This window comes from Aeromicrobium sp. Leaf350 (assembly GCF_916858655.1).
Classification (GTDB): domain Bacteria; phylum Actinomycetota; class Actinomycetes; order Propionibacteriales; family Nocardioidaceae; genus Aeromicrobium.
Window position 1 is genome coordinate 202,873 of sequence record NZ_CAKASL010000001.1, and the last position, 19,742, is coordinate 222,614.

General features: G+C 69.9%; 24 protein-coding genes. 1 reads left to right on the plus strand and 23 read right to left on the minus strand.

The window, feature by feature from the left end:
* The first annotated feature begins 92 nt into the window (after positions 1-92).
* Positions 93-671, plus strand: a complete 579-nt coding sequence (locus LO931_RS01030) for a cob(I)yrinic acid a,c-diamide adenosyltransferase (protein ID WP_229051343.1) — start codon at positions 93-95, stop codon at positions 669-671.
* A gap of 135 nt (positions 672-806) precedes the next feature.
* Here the strand turns inward: LO931_RS01030 and LO931_RS17525 are convergent, their stop codons facing one another.
* From LO931_RS17525 to LO931_RS01140, 23 genes are all read right to left on the minus strand, one after another.
* A complete protein-coding gene (locus tag LO931_RS17525) occupies positions 807-932 on the minus strand; it encodes a hypothetical protein (protein WP_255657672.1) in 126 nt (41 codons plus the stop codon).
* 76 nt (positions 933-1,008) lie between these two features.
* Positions 1,009-1,452, minus strand: a complete 444-nt coding sequence (locus LO931_RS01035) for a DUF2550 domain-containing protein (protein ID WP_229051344.1) — start codon at positions 1,450-1,452, stop codon at positions 1,009-1,011.
* A gap of 21 nt (positions 1,453-1,473) precedes the next feature.
* The gene (locus tag LO931_RS01040; protein WP_229051345.1) at positions 1,474-1,848 is read right to left on the minus strand and encodes a F0F1 ATP synthase subunit epsilon; all 375 of its coding nucleotides are present in this window, start codon (positions 1,846-1,848) and stop codon (positions 1,474-1,476) included.
* Positions 1,848-3,302 carry a F0F1 ATP synthase subunit beta gene (atpD, locus tag LO931_RS01045; RefSeq protein ID WP_229051346.1) on the minus strand — a complete coding sequence of 485 codons (1,455 nt, stop codon included), beginning with the start codon at positions 3,300-3,302 and terminating at the stop codon, positions 1,848-1,850. Before atpD ends, LO931_RS01040 begins: the two co-directional genes overlap by 1 nt.
* Positions 3,303-3,308: 6 nt before the next feature.
* Positions 3,309-4,250 (minus strand): F0F1 ATP synthase subunit gamma, encoded by a 942-nt coding sequence (locus LO931_RS01050; RefSeq protein WP_229051347.1) that lies wholly within the window; start codon positions 4,248-4,250, stop codon positions 3,309-3,311.
* A 2-nt stretch (positions 4,251-4,252) separates the two neighbouring features.
* Positions 4,253-5,893 carry a F0F1 ATP synthase subunit alpha gene (gene atpA / locus LO931_RS01055; protein WP_229051348.1) on the minus strand — a complete coding sequence of 547 codons (1,641 nt, stop codon included), beginning with the start codon at positions 5,891-5,893 and terminating at the stop codon, positions 4,253-4,255.
* 37 nt (positions 5,894-5,930) lie between these two features.
* Entirely contained in the window at positions 5,931-6,755 is an 825-nt protein-coding gene (locus tag LO931_RS01060) for a F0F1 ATP synthase subunit delta (protein WP_229051349.1), read from the minus strand.
* Positions 6,755-7,297, minus strand: a complete 543-nt coding sequence (locus LO931_RS01065; RefSeq protein WP_229051350.1) for a F0F1 ATP synthase subunit B — start codon at positions 7,295-7,297, stop codon at positions 6,755-6,757. The genes LO931_RS01060 and LO931_RS01065 overlap by 1 nt, the downstream gene beginning before the upstream one ends.
* A gap of 40 nt (positions 7,298-7,337) precedes the next feature.
* Positions 7,338-7,526 (minus strand): ATP synthase F0 subunit C, encoded by a 189-nt coding sequence (locus tag LO931_RS01070; RefSeq protein WP_229053045.1) that lies wholly within the window; start codon positions 7,524-7,526, stop codon positions 7,338-7,340.
* A 119-nt stretch (positions 7,527-7,645) separates the two neighbouring features.
* Positions 7,646-8,443 (minus strand): F0F1 ATP synthase subunit A, encoded by a 798-nt coding sequence (gene atpB, locus LO931_RS01075; RefSeq protein WP_229051351.1) that lies wholly within the window; start codon positions 8,441-8,443, stop codon positions 7,646-7,648.
* A 137-nt stretch (positions 8,444-8,580) separates the two neighbouring features.
* A complete protein-coding gene (locus LO931_RS01080) occupies positions 8,581-8,973 on the minus strand; it encodes a hypothetical protein (protein WP_229051352.1) in 393 nt (130 codons plus the stop codon).
* A 170-nt stretch (positions 8,974-9,143) separates the two neighbouring features.
* Positions 9,144-10,265: a glycosyltransferase family 4 protein gene (locus tag LO931_RS01085; protein ID WP_229051353.1), complete on the minus strand. Its 1,122-nt coding sequence runs from the start codon at positions 10,263-10,265 to the stop codon at positions 9,144-9,146.
* On the minus strand, positions 10,258-10,923 hold the full coding sequence (locus LO931_RS01090) for an L-threonylcarbamoyladenylate synthase (RefSeq protein ID WP_229051354.1): 666 nt from the start codon (positions 10,921-10,923) through the stop codon (positions 10,258-10,260). Before LO931_RS01090 ends, LO931_RS01085 begins: the two co-directional genes overlap by 8 nt.
* Before the next feature lie 41 nt (positions 10,924-10,964).
* Complete coding sequence (locus LO931_RS01095; protein ID WP_229051355.1) at positions 10,965-11,447, minus strand: hypothetical protein; 483 nt, start codon at positions 11,445-11,447, stop codon at positions 10,965-10,967.
* Between the two features lie 10 nt (positions 11,448-11,457).
* Positions 11,458-12,066 carry a CDP-alcohol phosphatidyltransferase family protein gene (locus tag LO931_RS01100; protein ID WP_229051356.1) on the minus strand — a complete coding sequence of 203 codons (609 nt, stop codon included), beginning with the start codon at positions 12,064-12,066 and terminating at the stop codon, positions 11,458-11,460.
* A gap of 52 nt (positions 12,067-12,118) precedes the next feature.
* Positions 12,119-12,604, minus strand: coding sequence for a VTT domain-containing protein (locus LO931_RS01105; RefSeq protein ID WP_229051357.1), 486 nt, complete (start codon positions 12,602-12,604; stop codon positions 12,119-12,121).
* Positions 12,605-12,637: 33 nt separating this feature from the next.
* Positions 12,638-13,192 carry a hypothetical protein gene (locus LO931_RS01110; RefSeq protein ID WP_229051358.1) on the minus strand — a complete coding sequence of 185 codons (555 nt, stop codon included), beginning with the start codon at positions 13,190-13,192 and terminating at the stop codon, positions 12,638-12,640.
* On the minus strand, positions 13,189-14,292 hold the full coding sequence (locus LO931_RS01115; RefSeq protein ID WP_229051359.1) for an MCE family protein: 1,104 nt from the start codon (positions 14,290-14,292) through the stop codon (positions 13,189-13,191). The genes LO931_RS01110 and LO931_RS01115 overlap by 4 nt, the downstream gene beginning before the upstream one ends.
* Complete coding sequence (locus LO931_RS01120; RefSeq protein ID WP_229051360.1) at positions 14,289-15,458, minus strand: MCE family protein; 1,170 nt, start codon at positions 15,456-15,458, stop codon at positions 14,289-14,291. The genes LO931_RS01115 and LO931_RS01120 overlap by 4 nt, the downstream gene beginning before the upstream one ends.
* Positions 15,458-16,513: an MCE family protein gene (locus LO931_RS01125; RefSeq protein WP_229051361.1), complete on the minus strand. Its 1,056-nt coding sequence runs from the start codon at positions 16,511-16,513 to the stop codon at positions 15,458-15,460. The genes LO931_RS01120 and LO931_RS01125 overlap by 1 nt, the downstream gene beginning before the upstream one ends.
* Positions 16,510-17,490: an MCE family protein gene (locus tag LO931_RS01130; protein WP_229051362.1), complete on the minus strand. Its 981-nt coding sequence runs from the start codon at positions 17,488-17,490 to the stop codon at positions 16,510-16,512. Before LO931_RS01130 ends, LO931_RS01125 begins: the two co-directional genes overlap by 4 nt.
* Positions 17,487-18,497, minus strand: coding sequence for an MCE family protein (locus LO931_RS01135; RefSeq protein WP_229051363.1), 1,011 nt, complete (start codon positions 18,495-18,497; stop codon positions 17,487-17,489). Before LO931_RS01135 ends, LO931_RS01130 begins: the two co-directional genes overlap by 4 nt.
* On the minus strand, positions 18,494-19,738 hold the full coding sequence (locus LO931_RS01140; RefSeq protein ID WP_229051364.1) for an MCE family protein: 1,245 nt from the start codon (positions 19,736-19,738) through the stop codon (positions 18,494-18,496). The genes LO931_RS01135 and LO931_RS01140 overlap by 4 nt, the downstream gene beginning before the upstream one ends.
* Positions 19,739-19,742: the final 4 nt, after the last annotated feature.

The window sequence follows — 19,742 nt, forward strand, 5'->3', positions numbered from 1 at the left end:
CGGCGGACCGCAGCGTGGACCGGCCACGGCGATCAGCCGGGATGTCCACCACCGAGCTTTCTGCCAGCTCGACCACGCTCTACAGTCACCCCATGGTCAACCTCACTCGGATCTACACGCGGACCGGCGACGACGGCACGACGGCCCTGGTCGACATGAGCCGCACGTCCAAGAACGACCGGCGCCTGGTGGCCTACGCAGACGTTGACGAGGCCAACAGCCAGATCGGCGTGGTCCTCGCCCTCGGTGAGCTCGGTGACGACCTCGTGGCCGTGCTGACCCACGTGCAGAACGACCTGTTCGACGTGGGGGCCGACCTCGGTGCGCCGATCGTCGAGAACCCGGAGTACCCCCAGCTGCGGGTCGAGCCCGACTACGTCGAGCGGCTCGAGAACTGGTGCGACACCTACAACGAGCAGGTCGAGAAGCTGCGCTCGTTCATCCTTCCCGGTGGCACCAGGGCCGCCGCCCAGCTGCACGTGGCGCGCACGGTGACCCGGCGTGCCGAGCGGGCGGCCTGGGCGGCCATCGACGAGCACGGCGACTCGATGAACGCTCTGACGGCGAAGTACCTCAACCGGCTCAGCGACCTGCTCTTCATCCTCGGACGCGTCGCCAACCACGCGGCCGGCACGGGCGACGTCCTCTGGGTCCCCGGCGGCGAGCGCTAGCGAAACGTCCGCTCGCCGGGATTACCGCTCGCGAGAGACTTTGTTGGTGCTCACGAGAGACTTTGGATTCTCGTGTCCACAGACGAACTCACTCGCGAGAGGTAACAAAGTCTCTCGCGAGCGGTACGGGGCGGGTCAGTGCCAGTCGATGGCAGCCTGGACGACGACGCCCGGCTTATTGGGAGCGGCGTCCGCGGGGGCGGCGACGCCCAGGACGGGCAGCACCGCGACGACGGCGGCGACGACGATCTTCTTGAGCATGAGGTCTCTTCTCCCTGACGTGCTGGAATTCCTGAGTCTGACGTCCCGCGCCCGTGGGCGTCAAGGACCGCGACGGTTACAAGACGGTGTTGATGCCGCGCCCAGGCGGCGAGGACTCGAGCCAGGCGAGCAGTCCGGTCAGCGCGGGCGGGGTCAGCGCGAGTCGAAACTGACCCTCTGACGCCTGCAGGTCGACCACGACGTATCCGGGCGACAGCACGTGCCCCTCGGCGCCGTCGGGCTGACGCCGTCCGCTGATCTCCACGCCCCGGCGCGGCAGCACGATCGTCGGCCTCCAGGCCAGCGAGAACGTGCGGTACCACTCGAGGTGGTCGTCGTGATAGACGCCCGTGCCGATCGACCACCCGGCCGCGCCGGAGTCACGCCGGCTGACCGTGAGCTCGAAGGCGCCGGAGCGTCGCTCGATCGAACGACGCCGCACGACGACGAGCGCCAGCAGCACGATGGCCAGCACGACGACGGCGAGGAGGGAGTCGACCAGCCACAGCCACAGCGGCATGCTCGTCCCCCTCCGTCGTCGTCAGGACCGCTGCAGGACGCGCAGCTTGGCCTCGGCGGCCTGCACGGCGAGGGCGTCGCCCTCGGACTGCGCCTGCTCGAGCTCCGCGCGCACGTCGGACTCGACGAGCTCGTCGGCCAGGAACGTGTCCTCGCTCAGCACCGAGACGCGGTTGTCGGCGACCGACAGGAAGCCGTCGCCCACCGCGGCGCGGACCCGCTCGCCACCGGACGCCTCGATCTCGACGACGCCCGGCACGAGCACCGACAGCAGAGGAGCGTGGTTGGCGAGCACACCGAGGTCACCCGAGGCGGTGCGGGCGAGGACGCGAACGGCCTCGCCCGACCACACGACGCGGTCCGCCGCGACGAGCTCGACCTGCAGAGTGCCGGCCATCAGAAGCTCTTCTGCAGCTCGGCCCACTTCGCGTCGACGTCTTCCAGACCGCCACACATGAAGAAGGCCTGCTCGGCCACGTGGTCGTACTCGCCGTCACAGATCTTGGTGAAGCCGTCGATCGTCTCGTCGAGCGGGACGGTCGAGCCCTCGATGCCGGTGAACTGCTTGGCGACGTAGGTGTTCTGGCTGAGGAAGCGCTGGATGCGACGAGCGCGCGAGACGATCGTCTTGTCCTCCTCGCTGAGCTCGTCGACACCGAGGATCGCGATGATGTCCTGGAGCTCCTTGTTGCGCTGCAGGATGCTCTTGACCCGGTTCGCCGTCTGGTAGTGGTCGTCGGCGATGTAGCGCGGGTCGAGGATCCGCGACGTCGACGTCAGCGGGTCGACGGCCGGGTAGATGCCCATCGAGGCGATCTCGCGGTTCAGCTCGGTCGTGGCGTCCAGGTGCGCGAACGTCGTGGCCGGGGCCGGGTCGGTGTAGTCGTCGGCGGGCACGTAGATCGCCTGCAGCGAGGTGATCGAGTGACCGCGCGTCGAGGTGATGCGCTCCTGGAGCACACCCATCTCGTCGGCCAGGGTCGGCTGGTAGCCCACCGCGGACGGCATGCGACCGAGCAGCGTCGAGACCTCGGAGCCGGCCTGCGTGAAGCGGAAGATGTTGTCGATGAACAGCAGCACGTCCTGCTTCTGCACGTCGCGGAAGTACTCGGCCATCGTCAGGGCCGACAGGGCGACGCGCAGACGCGCTCCCGGCGGCTCGTCCATCTGGCCGAAGACCAGCGCCACCTTGTCGAGGACGCCCGCCTCCTCCATCTCGGCGATGAGGTCGTTGCCCTCACGGGTGCGCTCGCCGACACCGGCGAACACCGACACGCCGTCGTGGTCCTTGGCGACGCGGGCGATCATCTCCTGGATCAGCACGGTCTTGCCGACACCGGCACCACCGAACAGGCCGATCTTGCCGCCGAGCACGTACGGCGTCAGCAGGTCGATGACCTTGATGCCGGTCTGGAACATCTCGGTCTTGGCCTCGAGCTGGTCGAAGGCCGGAGCCTTGCGGTGGATGCCCCAGGTCTCGCCGACCTCGAGCGTCTCCCCCTCCTCCAGGTTCATGACCTGACCGGTGGTGGTGAACACCTTGCCGAGCGTGACGTCGCCGACGGGGACCGAGATCGGTCCGCCGGTGTCGATGACCGACGTGCCACGCACGACACCGTCGGTCGGTCGCAGGCTGATCGCGCGGACGAGGCCGTCGCCGATGTGCAGGGCGACCTCGAGCGTCAGGGTCTCCTTGGTGCCGGCGACCTCGGTGTCGACGAGGAGGGCGTTGTAGATGTCGGGCATCTGGTCCGACGGGAACTCGATGTCGAGGACCGGGCCGATGACGCGCGCGACCCGACCGGTGGCACCCGTGGTGGGCGTGGTCTTCTCTTCAGCGGTGGCAGTCATGTTCTCTCACTCCTGACCAGCGGTGGCGTCGGCGAGCGCGTTAGCGCCGCCCACGATCTCGCTGATCTCCTGGGTAATGCCAGCCTGGCGGGCCTGGTTGGCAGTTCGGGTGTACTTCTCGATGAGATCCTGCGCGTTGTCGGTCGCGGACTTCATGGCCTTCTGACGGGCGGCGAGCTCGGAAGCGGCCGCCTGGAGCAGGCAGTAGTAGATGCGGCTGTTGACGTACTTCGGCAGCAGCGCGTCCAGGACCTCGTGGGCCGAGGGCTCGAACTCGTACAGCGGAAGCAGCTCGTGCTCCTCGGGGGCCTCGGTGCCCTCGACGACCTCGAGCGGGAGCAGACGGATGACGTCGGGCTCCTGCGTCAGCATCGACTTGAACCGGGTGAAGACGACGTGCAGCTCGTCGACCGGTCGGACGTCGACATCGCTGTCGGCATCCGAGTCGATGTCCTCGCCCTCGGCGAACGCCTCGACGAGAGCCTCGCCGATCGTGCGCGCGTCCTCGTACTGCGGCTTGTCGGAGAAGCCCGTCCACGACGTCACGTGATCGATGTCGCGGAACTTGAAGTAGGCCACCGACTTGCGCCCGGCGAGGTAGAAGTCGATCTCCTTGCCCTCGCCGCGCAGCTTCTCGGCGAGACGCTCGGTCTCCTTGAGCACGCTCGAGGAGTAGGAGCCCGCCAGGCCACGGTCGCTCGTGATGACGAGCACCGCGGCGCGGGTCGGGTTCTCCTTCTCGGTCGTCAGCGGGTGGTCGACGTTCGAGAACGTCGCCACCGCCGAGACCGCCCGGGTGAGCTCACGCGCGTACGGCGCTGCCGCCGCCGCGTGCTGCTGCGCCTTGATGATGCGCGACGCGGCGATGAGCTCCATGGCGCGCGTGATCTTCTTGGTCGCCTGGGTCGACCTGATCTTCGCGCGTAGCTCTCGTACCGACGCTGCCATGGTCAGCCCCGCTTCTGCTTGACGATCTGCTCCTGCTCGACGTCCTCGTCGTCCAGGGCCTCGACGTCCTGCGAACCGGGCTTGATCGACTCGCCGTCGCTCGTCTCGAACTGGTCGAGGAAGGACGTGTACGCGTCCTCGAGCGCCGAGGCGGTGTCGTCCTCGAACTTTCCGGTCTCCCGGATCGCGTCGAAGATGCCGCTGTGCGAGCGCTTGATGTAGTCGAGGAACTCCGACTCGAAGCGGCTCACGTCGTCGATCGGGACGTCGTCGACCTTGCCGTTCTGCACGGCCCACAGCGAGACGACCTGCTGCTCGACCGCGAAGGGCTGGTACTGGCCCTGCTTGAACAGCTCCATGATGCGCTGACCGCGGGCCAGCTGCGCCTTGGACGCCGCGTCGAGGTCGGAGGCGAACATCGCGAACGCCTCCATCGCGCGGTACTGCGCGAGCTCGACCTTGAGCGAGCCGGTGACGGCCTTCATCGACTTCTGCATCGCGGCGCCACCGACGCGCGAGACGGAGATGCCGACGTCGACCGCCGGACGCTGGTTGGCGTTGAAGAGGTCCGACTGCAGGAAGATCTGGCCGTCGGTGATCGAGATGACGTTGGTCGGGATGTAGGCCGAGACGTCGTTGGCCTTGGTCTCGACGATCGGCAGACCCGTCATCGAGCCGGCGCCCAGCTCGTCGCTGAGCTTGGCGCAGCGCTCGAGCAGACGCGAGTGCAGGTAGAACACGTCGCCCGGGTAGGCCTCACGGCCCGGCGGGCGGCGCAGCAGCAGCGACACGGCGCGGTACGCCTCGGCCTGCTTCGACAGGTCGTCGAACACGATCAGGACGTGCTTGCCCTGGTACATCCAGTTCTGGCCGATGGCCGAGCCGGTGTACGGGGCGAGGTACTTGAAGCCGGCCGAGTCGGAGGCGGGAGCCGCGACGATCGTCGTGTACTCCAGCGCGCCGGCCTCCTCGAGGGCGCCACGCACGCCGGCGATGGTCGAGCCCTTCTGACCGATCGCGACGTAGATGCAGCGGACCTGCTTGTCCGGGTCGCCCGACTCCCAGAACTCCTTCTGGTTGATGATCGTGTCGATCGCGATGGCGCTCTTGCCGGTCTGGCGGTCACCGATGATCAGCTGACGCTGGCCACGGCCGATGGGGGTCAGCGAGTCGATCGACTTCAGACCCGTCATCAGCGGCTCGTGCACGCTCTTGCGCTGGACCACGGTGGGCGCCTGCAGCTCGAGGGCGCGGCGGCCGTCGGTCTCGATCTCGCCGAGGCCGTCGATCGGGTTGCCGAGCGGGTCGACGACGCGGCCGAGGTAGCCCTCACCGACCGGGACCGAGAGGACCTCGCCCGTGCGGCGGACCTTCTGGCCCTCCTCGATGCCGGCGAAGTCACCGAGGATGACGACGCCGATCTCGCGGACGTCGAGGTTCAGCGCGAGGCCGAGCGTGCCGTCCTCGAACTCGAGCAGCTCGTTGGCCATCGCCGAGGGCAGGCCCTCGACGTGCGCGATGCCGTCACCGGCGTCGGAGACGATGCCGACCTCTTCGGTGCTGGCCGCGCTGGGCGTGTAGTCGGCCACGAACTTCTGCAACGCGTCCCGGATCTCGTCCGGACGAATCGAGAGCTCCGTCATGGTGTGCCTGCCTTACTGGGTCGGATGCGAGAAGACTTCAGCCTGCGAGCTGCCGGCGGGCAGCCTCGAGGCGACTGGACATGGTGCCGTCGATGACGTCGTCGGAGATGCTGACCGCGAGGCCACCGATGACGGACGGGTCGAGGACGACGTTGAGGTGGACCTCACGGCCGTAGCGGGCCGTGAGGGCTGCGGCGAGCCGGTCGTGCTCGGTCTGCCCGAGCTCGGAGGCCGTGCGGACCTCGGCGAGCAGACGACCGCGGCGTGCGGCGACCAGGTCGGCGAACCGCTGGAGCGTGCGCTCGAACGAGGCCGACCGGGCGTGCGCCGCCTGTCGGACGATCGCCACGGTGGCCGTCTTGGCCTTGCCGTCGAGGATCGAGCCGACCAGGTCGGCCTTGCCGGCCCCGGGGACCGTGGTGTCGGACAGGGCCGACCTCAGGTCCGCGTTGGAGGTGACGAGACCGGCCACCGAGAACAGCTCGTCCTCGAGCGCCTCGACCTCGCCGGCGTCGGCCGCTCCCTTGAGGATCGCCACCACACCAGCGGTCTCGAGACCGTCGGTCAGGTCGCGACCCGCGCTCCACCGGCTGCCGACCGCGGTGCGGACGACCTCCAGGGTGGAGGCGGAGACGGCCTTGCCGAACACCGACGTGGCGAGGTCGCGCTTGGCCTCGTCCTCGGTGGACGGATCGGTGAGCACCCGCCGCAGCGCCGGCGACGAGTCGAGCGTGGCGACGACGCCGAAGAGCTGCGTCCCGAGCTCGTCACCGGCGTCGCTGCTCGCGTCGACCGCGGACAGCACCGCGTCGAGCGAGCTGCCGGAGACGCCACGGAGGTGGCCGGGGGTGGAGGCGGACATCAGTTGGCCGACTCCTCGAGCTCCGCGATGAAGCGCTCGACGGTGCGCTGGCTGCGCTCGTCGTCGCTCAGCGCCTCGCCGACGATGCGGCCCGCGAGCTCGGTGGCCAGCGTGCCCACCTCGCTCTTGAGCTGCGCGACGACCTGGGCACGCTCGGCCTCGACCTGCGCGTGGGCGGCCGCGGTGATGCGTGCGGCCTCGGCCTGCGCGTCGGCCCGGAGCTCGGCGAGGATCTGCGCGCCCTGCTCCTTGGCCTCCTCGCGGATGCGAGCAGCGTCGTGCCGGGCCTCGGCGAGCTGAGCGTTGTACTGCTCGAGCGCGGCCTGGGCCTCCTTCTGCGCAGCCTGTGCTTCCTCGATGCCACCTTCGATGGCAGCCGTGCGCTCCTTGTAGGCCTTCTCGAAGCCCGGGACGACGAACTTGACGATCAGGAACAGGAGCAGGAGGAAGACGACCGCGCTGAGGACGATCTCCGCGGCGTGCGGGATGAGGGGGTTGAGCTCCTCACCCTCGGTGGCCGCGACGAGTCGAGTCGAGATCATGCGTGTGCCTTCTGTCGGAGTCGGTGGCTGGTGCTACGGACTAGTTGAGGACGAACGCGAGCGCCAGGCCGATGATGAAGAACTGCTCGGCGAGGACGAAGCCGAGGATGGCCAGCTGGCGCAGGGTGCCCTGGGCCTCGGGCTGACGAGCCACACCGGAGACCAGGGCGGCGAAGATCAGACCCACGGCGATACCGGGGCCGATGGCGGCCAGGCCGAGGCCGATCATGTTCAGGTTGCCTTCCACGGCAGTTCCTTTCGTCGTCGATGCGGTACGTCCGCGTCGATGTACAGGTGGGAATGTGAAGTTGTGCCGGTGAGACCACCGACGAGACCGATCGGTGAGGATCAGTGCTCGTCGGCGACCGCCTCACCGATGTACATGGAGGCCAGCAGCGTGAAGACGTAGGCCTGGAGGAACATCACCAGGATCTCGAGGAAGCTGATGCCCACGAAGAGGATTGCCGAGGCGATGCCGGCCGGAATGGCGAGCGTGTTCTCCGAGTGGAGCAGCAGGTACTCCGCACCCAGCGAGAACAGCAGCAGGAGGAGGTGGCCGGCGAACATCGTGGCGAACAGACGCAGCGTCAGCGTGACCGGCCGCAGCAGGATGTTGGACAGGAACTCCAGCGGCACCAGCAGGACGAGGATCGGGCCCTTCATGCCGGACGGCACCGTCTCGTGCTTGAGGTAGCCGAGGAAGCCGTGCTGCTTGATGCCGGCGCCGTTGTAGACGAGCCAGGTGATCACGGCGAGCGCCAGCGGGAAGCCGATGTGCGACATCGCCGGGAACTGCACGACCGGGATGAGGCCGTAGTAGTTGTTGACGAAGACGAAGGTGAAGACCGCGAACAGGAACGGCACGAACTTCTGGAAGTCGTGCGAGCCGATGTTGTCGCGGGCGATGCCGTTACGGACGAAGCCGTAGACCATCTCGCCGGCGAACTGGAGCCGGCCGGGCACGACGGCCGCGGGGCGAGCCGAGGCGGCGAACAGCGCGACGATGAGGACCGCGGAGAAGGCCAGCAGCACCATCGGCTTCGTGACCTCGAGCGCGCCGACCTCGAAGATCGCCGGCAGGTTGAAGTCGGCGGGACCAGGGCTCGGCGGACCTGAGGCAGCGGCGAGCGTGGAGGCGAGGGACACTCGGTCTCCTTCTAAATCATGGCGCGGTCGCGCGACCTTGAGTCGCGATCCGGGCGTACGGCCAGCGTCATTAGCGAGTGTGACGAACGAGTCATCTGCTTGCTGCGGGAAGGCTATCAGGCGGCGATGACGACCTCCTACTCGAGGTCGTAGATCGGGGTGCGGGAGCGCCGCACGGTCGTGACGTGGAGGGCGATCCAGGCCACCGCGGTCACGATCATCGCGGCCGCGACGGCCTGTCGATCGAGGTTCGCGCCGATGCCGTCGGGGTCGAGCAGCACCGACAGCACGACGATCGCGGCGACGGCCTTGATCGTAAAGAAGCCGAGCGCGATGGGCAGCGAGGCCATCGGGTTCTTCTTCGCCAGCGGGTCGAGCAGGCCCGGGCTGGAGCCCAGGAACACGATCACGAGCACGCCGCCGAGGAGGGCGCCGAGCACGCCCTCACGACCTCCGATGAACCCGGCGACCACGGTGACGACCGCGACCACGAGAAGGCACGGCAGGACGACTCGACGCACGATCAGCATGGCTCCATCGTTCCATGCGGGTTCCGTCGTCTCGCTCCCCCGGTTGCCGGGTTCCCACGAGACCGCTCGAATCCTGCATCGAGCGCAATTAACTTCGTGCGCTCGACGCGGGATCCCTGGGTGGACCCAGGAAGTTTTCGACGGTCTCGTGGGAAACCGCAGTCGGAGGGCTAGGGGCCGACCTTGGAGCTGAGCTTGGGGGCCAGGACGATCGCGACGGCGGTGAGCACGATGAGCACCAGGAACGCCACGATCGACTGCCAGCCGCTCAGCAGGCTCATGACGACGCTGCCGAAGGCCACCAGACCCGCGACCGCGTACATCGAGAGCACGGCCTGGGGGTGCGAGTGGCCCATCTGCAGCAGCCGGTGGTGCAGGTGCATCTTGTCGGGGCTGAACGGCGAGCGGCGCTCGCGGGTGCGGCGCACGACGGCGAGCAGCATGTCGACGAACGGGATCGCCAGGACCATGAACGGCAGCAGCAGCGGCAGCAGGGCCGGCAGGAAGCTCGCGTCGGCGTCGCCCACGCCCTGCGCGAGGCTGCTGGGCGGGAACTGGCCCGTGAGGCTGATCGAGGAGCACGCCATGACGAAGCCGATCAGCATCGACCCGGAGTCGCCGATGAACATGCGTGCCGGGTAGAAGTTGTGCGGCAGGATCCCCAGGCACACCCCGGCCAGGGCGATCGTCAGCATCGCGGCCGCGATCGCGCGGGTCTCGCCGTTCTCGACGGCCAGGATGAACGCGAACACGAAGAACGCGATCGCGCCGATCGCGACGATGCCGGCCGCCAGGCCGTCCAGGCCGTCGACGAAGTTGACCGCGTTGGCGCTGCCGACGATCAGCAGTCCCGTCAGGAGCATGGCCTGCGCCTGATCGAGGCCGATGAAGGTGCCCGGCAGCGGCAGGTAGACGAACTGCACGCCCAGCGCCACGACCACGACGCTCGCGAGCACCTGCCCGGCGAACTTCGTGAGCGCGTCGAGCTCGATCAGGTCGTCGACCACGCCGACGAGACAGATCAGCGCCCCGCCGGCCAGGATCGCGCGGACGTCGTGGAACACCGTCGCGTCGGCCGCGCCGAGGAACGGCATCCGCTCCGCGACGAGCGTCGCGGCCAGCAGGCCGCCGAGCATCGCCGGACCGCCGAAGTAGGGGGTCGGCACGGCGTGCACGTCGCGCTCCCGCACGCGGGCCTGCGCCCCGAGCCGCACGGCGATGAGCCGGGCGATCGACGCCAGCAGGTAAGTAACGCCGAGGGCGATGCCGAAGATCGCGAGATACTCACGCACCGGAGGACCCGCCCGAGCTCGGGGCGGGCTCGATGGTGTTGTTGAACCGGTGCAGCACCTCGAGGTCGACGGCACCCTGTCGCAGGATGCGGGGCGTCGGCCCGGTCACGTCGAGGATCGTCGAGGGCACTCCCCCGCCGGACGGTCCGCCGTCGAGGTACACCGAGACCGACTCGCCGAGCTGCTCCTCGGCCTCCGCGGCCGTCGTGGCCGCCGGACGCCCGGTCAGGTTGGCACTGCTCACGGCCAGCGGCCCGGTGGCCGACAGCAGCTCCCGCGCGATCTCGTCGTCCGGCACGCGCACCGCGACGGTGCGGTGCGTCTCGCCGAGGTCCCAGTCGAGCGAGGCCTGCTGGTGGCACACGACGGTGAGCGCGCCGGGCCACAGCTCGCCGGTCATCTCGCGCAGCCAGCCGGGGACCTCCGCGACGAGGGCCTCCAGCGTCGACGTCGCACCGATCAGGACGGGCGGCGGCATCGTGCGGTCGCGCCCCTTCGCGTCGAGGAGACGCTGGACCGCAGCGGGCGAGAACGCGTCGGCCGCGAGGCCGTAGACCGTGTCGGTGGGGATGACCGCCAGCTCGCCGGCGCGCACGGCGGCGCGCGCGGCCTCGACGCCGTCGCGTCGCTGCGCCTCGTCCCGGCAGTCAAAGATCATGCGGTCACCTCGATCACGGTCGTCATCGTAGGCGAGGTCACTCAGACGAGTCCGTAGGCCGCCAGGGCGATGAGCGCGAAGCGCCCCGTGCGCCCCACGAATACCGCTGCGGCGAACACGTCGGTGCGCATCGACGAAGCCCCGGCCACGACGGCCACGGCCAGCAGCGGAGGGATGCCGACGAACGACGACACGAACACCGTCGCGACGGCACGGAGCGGGTGCTCGAGCCAGCCGATCAGGATCTCCGCGAGCCTGCGGAGCGCGACGCGGATGCGTCCGGGGTCCGCGCGTTCACGAGCGGGCCGCTTGCGAGCGACCTCGCGTCCGGCACGCGCGCCGCGGAACAGCACGACCTTGCCGACGGTCGTGCCGACCGAGACCGCGACGACCATGATCACGATGTCGACGTTGCCGAGCACGAGAGCCGTGGCCGCGACGTACGCCTCGGCGTTGAGGATCGGGATGATCGCCGATCCGATGCCGTAGACGAAGGCCGTCAGGACCAGCACGTCGCCCATCACGGTGGGCTCATCACACTGGTGCACCTCGGGCGGCCTCGAGCTCCCGGACGCGCCCGACGACCCGGTGGGCGCTCCAGGCCTTGACCGCCACCTGGGCGAGCACGATGAGCAGCGCCAGGGGCAGCCACCCGACCACGACGGCCACGATGATGCCGATGTTGTTGAGCGCCTTGGCGGGGTGCGACCAGTTGAGGCGGTAGACGAGTGGGTCGACGACGGCGAAGTAGTTCGGGCTCACGATGGGCCACAGCAGGAACGACAGCGACAGCAGGCAGTCCAGGACCATGAAGTTCAGCAGGAAGATCGCCACCGGCACCGCGAGGTCCGGCTGCAGCAGGATCAGGTTCGACGCGCAGAGCGCCGTGCAGAGCCGGTCGCTGAGGATGTCGTGCACCGCGCCGAGGCGGGTCTCCTGCCCGAGGAGGCGCGCCGCCAGGCCGTCTGCGCTGTCGCCCAGGTAGTAGACGAGGTACGCCGCGATCACCCAGGGAAGGCGGTCGTCGGCCCCGAGCGCCACGACGGCCAGCCCCAGGCTCACGACCGTGCGGACGACCGTGATCGCGTTGGGGATCGTGAGGACGGGACCGATCGAGTCGGAGACCACGGGAGTGCGAGCCACAGCAGGACCCTACGCCCGAGGACGCCCGGTCAGGTCGGCGCCACGAGGAGGCTCAGCCGACCGCGTGGTGCAGCAGGAACGCGATCGCGAGGTACTGCAGGGTGCGTCCGACGAGCACCATGACGGAGAACAGCCAGAGAGGCTGGCGCGAGGCGCCCGCGAGGATCGTGACGATCGCGAGCGGCGGGACCATGAGCGCCGACGACACGAACACCGTGGTCGCGCCGAGGTACGGACGGTCGAGCAGGCCCAGCATCCAGTCAGAGAACCGGCGGAGACCGGTCATGAACCGCCCGCGTGGCACCTTGCGCTCGCGCTTGCTCAGCTTCTGCCGACCCTTGCGCGCCAGGTCGAACACGAACATCTTGCCGAGCACCGTGCCGATGCTGAGCGAGATGATCAGCCAGAACAGGAAGACCGGGCTCTCGGTCAGCGTGCCGAGCACGATGACGTAGGCCTCGGCGTTGAGGAACATCGGGAGCAGTGACGACCCCACCCCGAAGGCGAACGCCGTCGCGACGAGCGCGAGGTCTCCCATGGACGGAACGTTATCGGTCGTGCAGCGCGACGCTCAGCACGGCACCTGCACCGGTTCACCGGGAGCCTCGAGCGCGTCGACGAGCCAGGCGTCGTCCTGGCGCACCATCGTGAGCACGATCGAGGAGAGCACGCAGGTCGGGTCGCCGGAGGTCGCCTGAGCGACGCTCTGACGGGCGAAGAGGGTCACCTCGACCTCGTCGGCCGAGGTGGCCCGCGGCGACGAGGCGAGGACCGTGCCGGTCGACGACGCACCGAGCGCGCCGTAGGTCTCCCGGAGGCCGTCGATGATGACGTCGTAGTCGGCGCGGAAGTCGGCCGTCGCCCCCTCGTCGGCCCAGGCGGCGTCCTCGTCCAGGGTGGCCGCCTTCCACGTGAGCAGCTGCCCCGTGCGGTCCTCGGCGACGCTGCGGGCCTCGGACTCGGCCTCGTGCGTGCGCACGTCGGACCGCCACTGCCACGACACGACCGCCAGCGCCACCAGGCTCACGGCGAGGGCCAAGCCGAGAGCGAGGACCCAGGGCGACCGGTCGCGCTGCCGCAGGCGCCGTGCGACGTCGGAGGCCACGGAGGCGGGCGCGCGCGTCACGGCGCGAGCACCCCGACCGGGCCGGGGGCGTTCGCCGAGCCGCGCTGCTGCAGCCCGAACTCGCTCGTGCAGGCGCGCGTCGGGTCGACGACGACCGGCGACGGGTCGGTGGCCGACCCGTCGGGCACGTACCGGCAGACGGCCTCCGCGCCGGGGCGCGTGTCGACCAGCATCACCGCGTGGAGCCGGCCGCCGGTGATGGTGGTGGCGAAGTCCGAGAACCCCTGCGGCACGTCGGCGAGGAACTGCCACAGGTGCGGCCGGTAGGGCAGCGTCATGTCGGTGAACTCCCCCATCGTCGTGAGCATCGCCGGCAGCTGCATCGCGACGGTCGAGGTGAAGGCGCGCAGCTCGGTGACCTGGGCGGGCGTGGTCTCGAGCATGCTGCGGAGCTTCGGGTCGTAGGCCGCGAGCCACCCCGTCAGGCGGTTGGCCGCCGGGGCGAGCGTGCGCAGCTGGGGCCCGAGGTCGACACCGGTCCGGAGCACCGTGGCGGACCCCGTGATGATGCGCTCCGTCTCGGGCCAGTACGTGTCGAGCGACGCGAGGATCTCCTGCCCGGAGTCGACGACCGTCGCCAGGTCGTCGGGGTCGGCGAACGCGACGCTCAGCTCGTCGAGGGTCACCCGCAGGTCCTCGGGGTCGATCTGCGACATCAACGTGTCGATCGCCTGCAGCGACTCGGCGACGGTCGTCGGCGTGTCGGTGCGGTCCGTGGGGATGACGTCGCCGTCGGCCAGCACGGCGCCCTCGTCGTCCTCCGGCTGCAGGTCCAGGAACTGCTCGCCCGCCGGCGACAGGTTGCGCACGACGGCTCGCGCCGACGACGGGACCTCGACGCCCGCGTCGATCGCGATCTCGGCCTCGACGCCGGTCTCGGTCGTGCGGATCTCGACGACCCGTCCCACCTTCACGCCCCGGTAGGTGACCGACGACCGCTCGAAGAGCCCCCCGGTCTCCTCGAGCTGCACCGTCACCGTGGTGGGGCGCTGGGAGATCGAGCCGCCGAGGAAGTTCTGGTAGACGTACACCGTGGTCAGCAGGAAGACCGCGAGGAGGGCGGCGGCCGGGACCATCAGGCGGAGCGGGAGCCGCTTCATCGGGATCCCCCCGTCAGGACGCCCAGGAGGTCCTGGAGCCCGGCCCCGCCGCTCGCGGGTGCCCCGGCGGCCGGGGCCGTCGGCAGCAGACCCGTGAGGTTGCTGATGAGGGGCAGCTGCGTCAGGTCCTGCACCGCGTTCGGGGCGACGTCGGGCGTCGGGGCGCCCTCGGTGCTCGGGGCCACGAGCGTGAGGTCGCCGATGCTGAGCGACCCCTGGAAGATCAGGTGCGTGTTGAGGAAGGACCCCGGCACCCCCGTCTGCAGACCGGCGACGAAGGCGAGGATCTGGGTGACGCCCTCCTCGATCCGCGGCTCGATCGAGGCGACCTGCTCGAACACCGGTCCGGACTGCGCGACGATCGCGGCGATGTCGTCGCCGGTCTGCTCGATCGTCGGCACCACGACCTGGCCCAGGGTGTCGATCGATGCCAGGAGGTCGACGAGACTGGCCGTGTTGGCGTCGAGCACCTCGGCGGCCGGCGCGATCTCGGTCAGCGCGCGGTCGATCGTCGCCTGACGGTCGGCCAGCACCTGGGACGCGGCGGAGATCGAGGACAGGGCGGCGTCGATGTCGCCGCTGAGGTCGGTCACGGCACCGGCGGTGCTGGCGACGCGCTGCAGCACGTCGCGCAGGGTGTCCTCGCGCCCACCGATCATCAGGTTGGTCTCGTCGACGATCGTCTGGATCTGGCCCACCCCGCCGCCGTTGATGAACAGCGACGCGGCCGACAGCGTGTCCTCGACGGTCGGGGCCGCCGAGGCCAGCTCGGGGGCCACCTCGTCGCCGTCGGCGAGCACCTCGGTGTCGGCCGGGTCGTCGACGACGTCGACGAACAGCTCGCCCAGCGCCGTCGTGCTGCGCAGCCGGAAGTCCGCTCCGGTCCCGATCTCGGTGTCGTCGTCGATCTCCATCTCGACCACGGCCTTGAGGTCCTTGACCGAGATCGAGTCGACCCGACCGATCGAGACGCCGTCGACCTTGACCGGCGCGCCCTGCGCCAGATTGAGGGCGTCGTCGAACGTCGCGGTGATCCGGTAGGTCTCGCCGGGCATCGAGCTGCCGGGCAGGGGCAGGTCGGCCGCCGTCGTGCCGCAGCCGGCGAGTCCGGCCGCGAGCGCGCCGAGCACGCCGGCCGTCGCGAGGGTGTTCCCGAGGCGGCTCATCAGCGCTCCCCTCGCAGCAGGTCGAGCAGGTCGAAGATCGTGGCCTCGTCGAGGTTGAGCGTGTCGCACACCAGCACGGCGGAGTGGCAGATCTCCTGCAGCGTCGACCGTCCCGGAATCAGGTCGGCCGGGCGGGTCAGGAACCGCAGACGACCGCGGTCGTCGATCGCACGCGGCAGGTTCTGGGTCACGAGCGGCCCGTTCTGGAGCAGCTGCGTGATCTCCTGCTCGTGCGCGACGAGCTCGTCCGACAGGGCGACGAAGTCCTCCATCTGGGCCGAGATCTGCTCGCGGTGGGTCGCCGAGAAGTCGGAGAGCCCCTGCAGCATCGCGGTGATCGCGTCGAACGTCGCCTCGATCTGCAGCTTCTGGCCGTCGAGCATCACGGTGGCGTCGGTGACCTGGGTGACGAAGTCGCGCACCAGGGCGTCGTTGGAGGCGAGCGTCTGGGTGAGCGTGTCGAGGTTCGTGAGGTTCTGCTCCACCGCGGGCAACGATCCCGAGACCGTCGACAGCACGACCGCGAGGTCCTCGAGCCCGTTCGCGATCGTCTGGCCCTGTCCCTGCAGGGTGACGGCGGTCGACGACAGCAGCGCGTGCAGCGGACCCTCCGAGCCGTCGATGGAGCCGAGCGCGGACGAGACGTCCTCCAGCGACCCGAGCAGCTGCTCGAACTCGACCGGCGTCCTCGTCCGGTCCATCGCGACCACCGCACCGCTCTCGATGCGCGGACCGGAGGTGTAGGCGGGGGTCAGCTCGACGTACCGGTCCGTCGCGACGGACCGCGAGACGATCACGGCTCCGACGTCCTTCGGGATGTCGACGTCGCCGTCGACGACGACCTCGACCTCGACGTAGGCGCCGGCAGGGGTGATCGACTCGACGTGCCCGACGGACACCCCACGGATGCCGACGTCGTTGCCGCGGAACAGCCCCGTCGCGTCGGAGAACTGCAGGGTCAGGCGCGTCTCCTGCTCGCCGACCCCCAGGCAGCCGCCGAGCAGGGGAAGCACCGCCAGCAGGCCGGCGACACGGACGATCCACCGGCTGGTCATGAGCACTCCCGCGAGGGGCTGAGGCAGAAGAGGTTGTCCGGGATCGCCGACGGCACGTGCAGGTCGATCCACGGCCCGTTGCCCGAGGCGTTCGCCAGGTAGACCGTCATGGTCGACAGGCTCGTCACGGTCGACGTGATCGAGTCGCGCACCTCGTAGAGGTGGTCGAGCGACTCCGTGAGGTTGGTCATGAGCGGGTCGAGGTCGTCGGCCGTGTCGGCGAGCAGGCCCGTGACCTGGTCGGCCAGGCTCTGCGCGTCGACCAGCAGCGCGTCGATCGCCGTCTGCCGCGAGGTGAGGGCCTCCAGCACGAGGGCCGACTGGTCGAGCAGCACGAGGATCTCGTCCTGCTGGTCGACGAGCATCCCCGTGAACGCGGCCGACGCGTCGAGCAGCGCGGCCAGCTCGTCGGTGCGCTGCACCGCGACCGACGACAGTGCCTCGACGCCCGCGAACGCCGCCTGCGCCTCCTCCGGCGTGCGTCCCAGCACGTCCGCCACGACCGTCATGGCCTCGGCCAGACCGTCCTCGTCGAGCTCGGACAGCTGCTCCTGCGTGCCGTCGATGACGTCCTGCAGGTTGTACGGGACGTCGGTGCGGTCCAGCGGGATGGTGTCGTCGGCGAGCGTGCCGCTGCCGGACGGCGAGATCTCGAGGTAGTGGGTGCCGAGCAGCGTGGCCACCTTGACCGACGCCGAGGTCGTCGAGCCCAGGTCGACGTCCGCGTCGATCGTGAACTCGACCGCCACGGCGTCCTTCGTGAGACGGATCGCGGTGACCTCGCCGACGCCGACACCGGAGACCTGCACCTCCTCGCCGACCCGCAGGCCCGCGGTGTGCTCGATGATGGCCGTCGCGTGGTTCTTGCCGAGGCTCGCGGTGCTCAGGAACACCACGACCAGGGCGCCCACCACGACCGCGACGACGCCGAGCAGTCCGACCGTCCGCGGCTCGCGCAGCCGGCTCGCCGCCTTCACGAGCACACCTCCGAGTACGGGCCGGCCGGGTTGCCCAGGTCGATCAGCGTGCCGGGGGCGAGCTCGACCGAGATCATGCAGATGTACATGTTGAGCCAGGTGCCGGTGTTGGTGGGGCGCGTGAACGAGTCGAACCCGGCGGGCGCCGACGCGAAGAGCTGGTCGAGCGCCGCCTGGTGACCGACGAGCAGGTCGGCGACGTCGCGCAGCGAGCCGATCGTGGAGTCGAGGTCGGGGCGGATCTGCTCGGTCAGGGACGCAGCCGCCTGGGCGAGCTCCGACATCCCGTCGAACGAGCCGGTCAGCACCTCGCGCTCCGCGGCGAGACCGGTCATGAGCTCGGAGAGCCGGTCGACGGTCGTCGTGAACTCCGCCTGCTGGGCGCTGAAGTCGTCGAGCACGGGCGTGAGGTTGGCCAGGACGTCACCGATGACGTCGTCCTTGGCAGCGAGGTCCTGCGTCAGGGTCGCGGTCTGGTCGAGCAGGGCCTCGACCGTGCCACCCTCGCCCTGCAGCACGGCCACGAGTGAGGAGGCGAGCTGGTTCACGGCTGCCGGCTCGAGCGTGTCGAACAGCGGCTCGAAGCCGTTCAGCAGGGCCGTCAGGTCGAAGCCCGGGTCGGTCTGCGCGGCGCCGATCACCTCGTCGGCGTCGAGCACCTCCCCGGGCTCGTCACCGGGCTGCAGCGCGAGGTACCGCTGGCCGAGGAGGTTCTGGTAGCGCACCGAGATCGTCGTGGTGCCCGTGATCTCCTGTCCGGAGCCGAGCGTGAACTCGACCCGCGCCGCGTTGCCGTCGGTCAGGCCGATCGCCTCGACACGGCCGACGCGCACACCGGCGGCCCGCACGTCGTCGCCCGGGCGCAGACCGGAGACCGACTCGAAGTCCGCCCGGTACGTCGTGGACTCCCCGGAGACCCGGTTCATCATCGTGTTGTAGATGACGAGCATGATGACGAGCGCCACCGCGGCGAACAGCAGGAACTTGATGCGGACCCCGTAGTTCACGAGTCGCCACCTCCGCCCACGAACCCGCGGGTCAGCAGGTCGCCGATGCCGTTCGGGTCGGATGCGGCGACCGACTCCAGCTGCGCCAGCAGCCCCTGGATCTCCGCGACCAGCGCCGCGTCGTCGGCCGGCGAGGTCGTGGTGGTGGCCGGGCCGGAGCCGCCGCAGCTGCCGGCGGCGGCGCGGTACGCCGGCGGCCCGAACACCGCGCAGTCGGCGGCGGTGTACGGCGCGTCGGTGTTCACGACGATCTCGACCGTCGTCTCGAGGTAGCCGCCGGCCGTGGCGCCTGCGTCGGGATCGGTGAACGACGTCGCCCCGATCGTCGCGAGCTCCACGAGGGAGTCGAAGGTCTCGGCGAACCCGGCGCGGCGGTCGAACATCGTCTCGACGAGCGGAGCCGACTGCGTGACGGCCTTCACGAAGGCCGGCTGGGTGCTCGAGACGAGGAGCTGCGCCTCGTCCACCAGGTCGTCGCCGCCCGTGAGCACGGACGCCAGGTCCGCCTGCCGGTCGACGACGGTGCGGGTCGTGACGAACGAGCTCTCGAGCGCGTCGAGCAGGTCGGGCGCGACCTGCGCGATCGTCGTCAGGTTGGTCGCGAGGAGCCGGAGGTCCTCGCCCACCTGCGGCAGCTGGGGCTCGAGCCGCGTCAGGTAGCGGTCGAGCGTCACCAGCGAGGCACCGAGGGACTCGCCGCGGCCGTCGAGCGCCTGCGCGAACGCCCCGAGCGTCGTCGAGAGCCGCGCCGGCTCGACGGCGGTGAGGATCTCGAAGCTCGAGTCGAGGGCGTCCTGGAGCTCTCGGGTGCGGCTCGACGGGTCCTGCTGGATCACCGAGCCCGCCTGGAAGGTGCCGGCCGGCCGCTCCGGCGGCACGAGGTCCACGAACGACGTGCCGAACACGGTGGCCGGCAGGATGCGGGCCGTGACCTCGGCGGGCAGTCGGTCGGCCTCGTCGGGATCGAGGCTCAGACCGAGTCGCACGCCCTCGTCACGCGCCTCGATCGACGTGACCCGACCGATGATGGCACCGCGGAGCTTCACGTCGTTGCCGACCGCGAGGGCGCCGCCCACGTCGTCGACCTGGGCCTGGACGTCGACCTGGTCGCTGAAGACGCCGCCCTGCACCGCGAAGAAGCCGGCCACGACCAGCGCCAGCACGATCACGGTCGCGACGCCGCGCTGCACGAGCGCGCCACCCCGGTGCTCGAGGTCGCGGGAGATGTACGCGGCGGTCATGGCG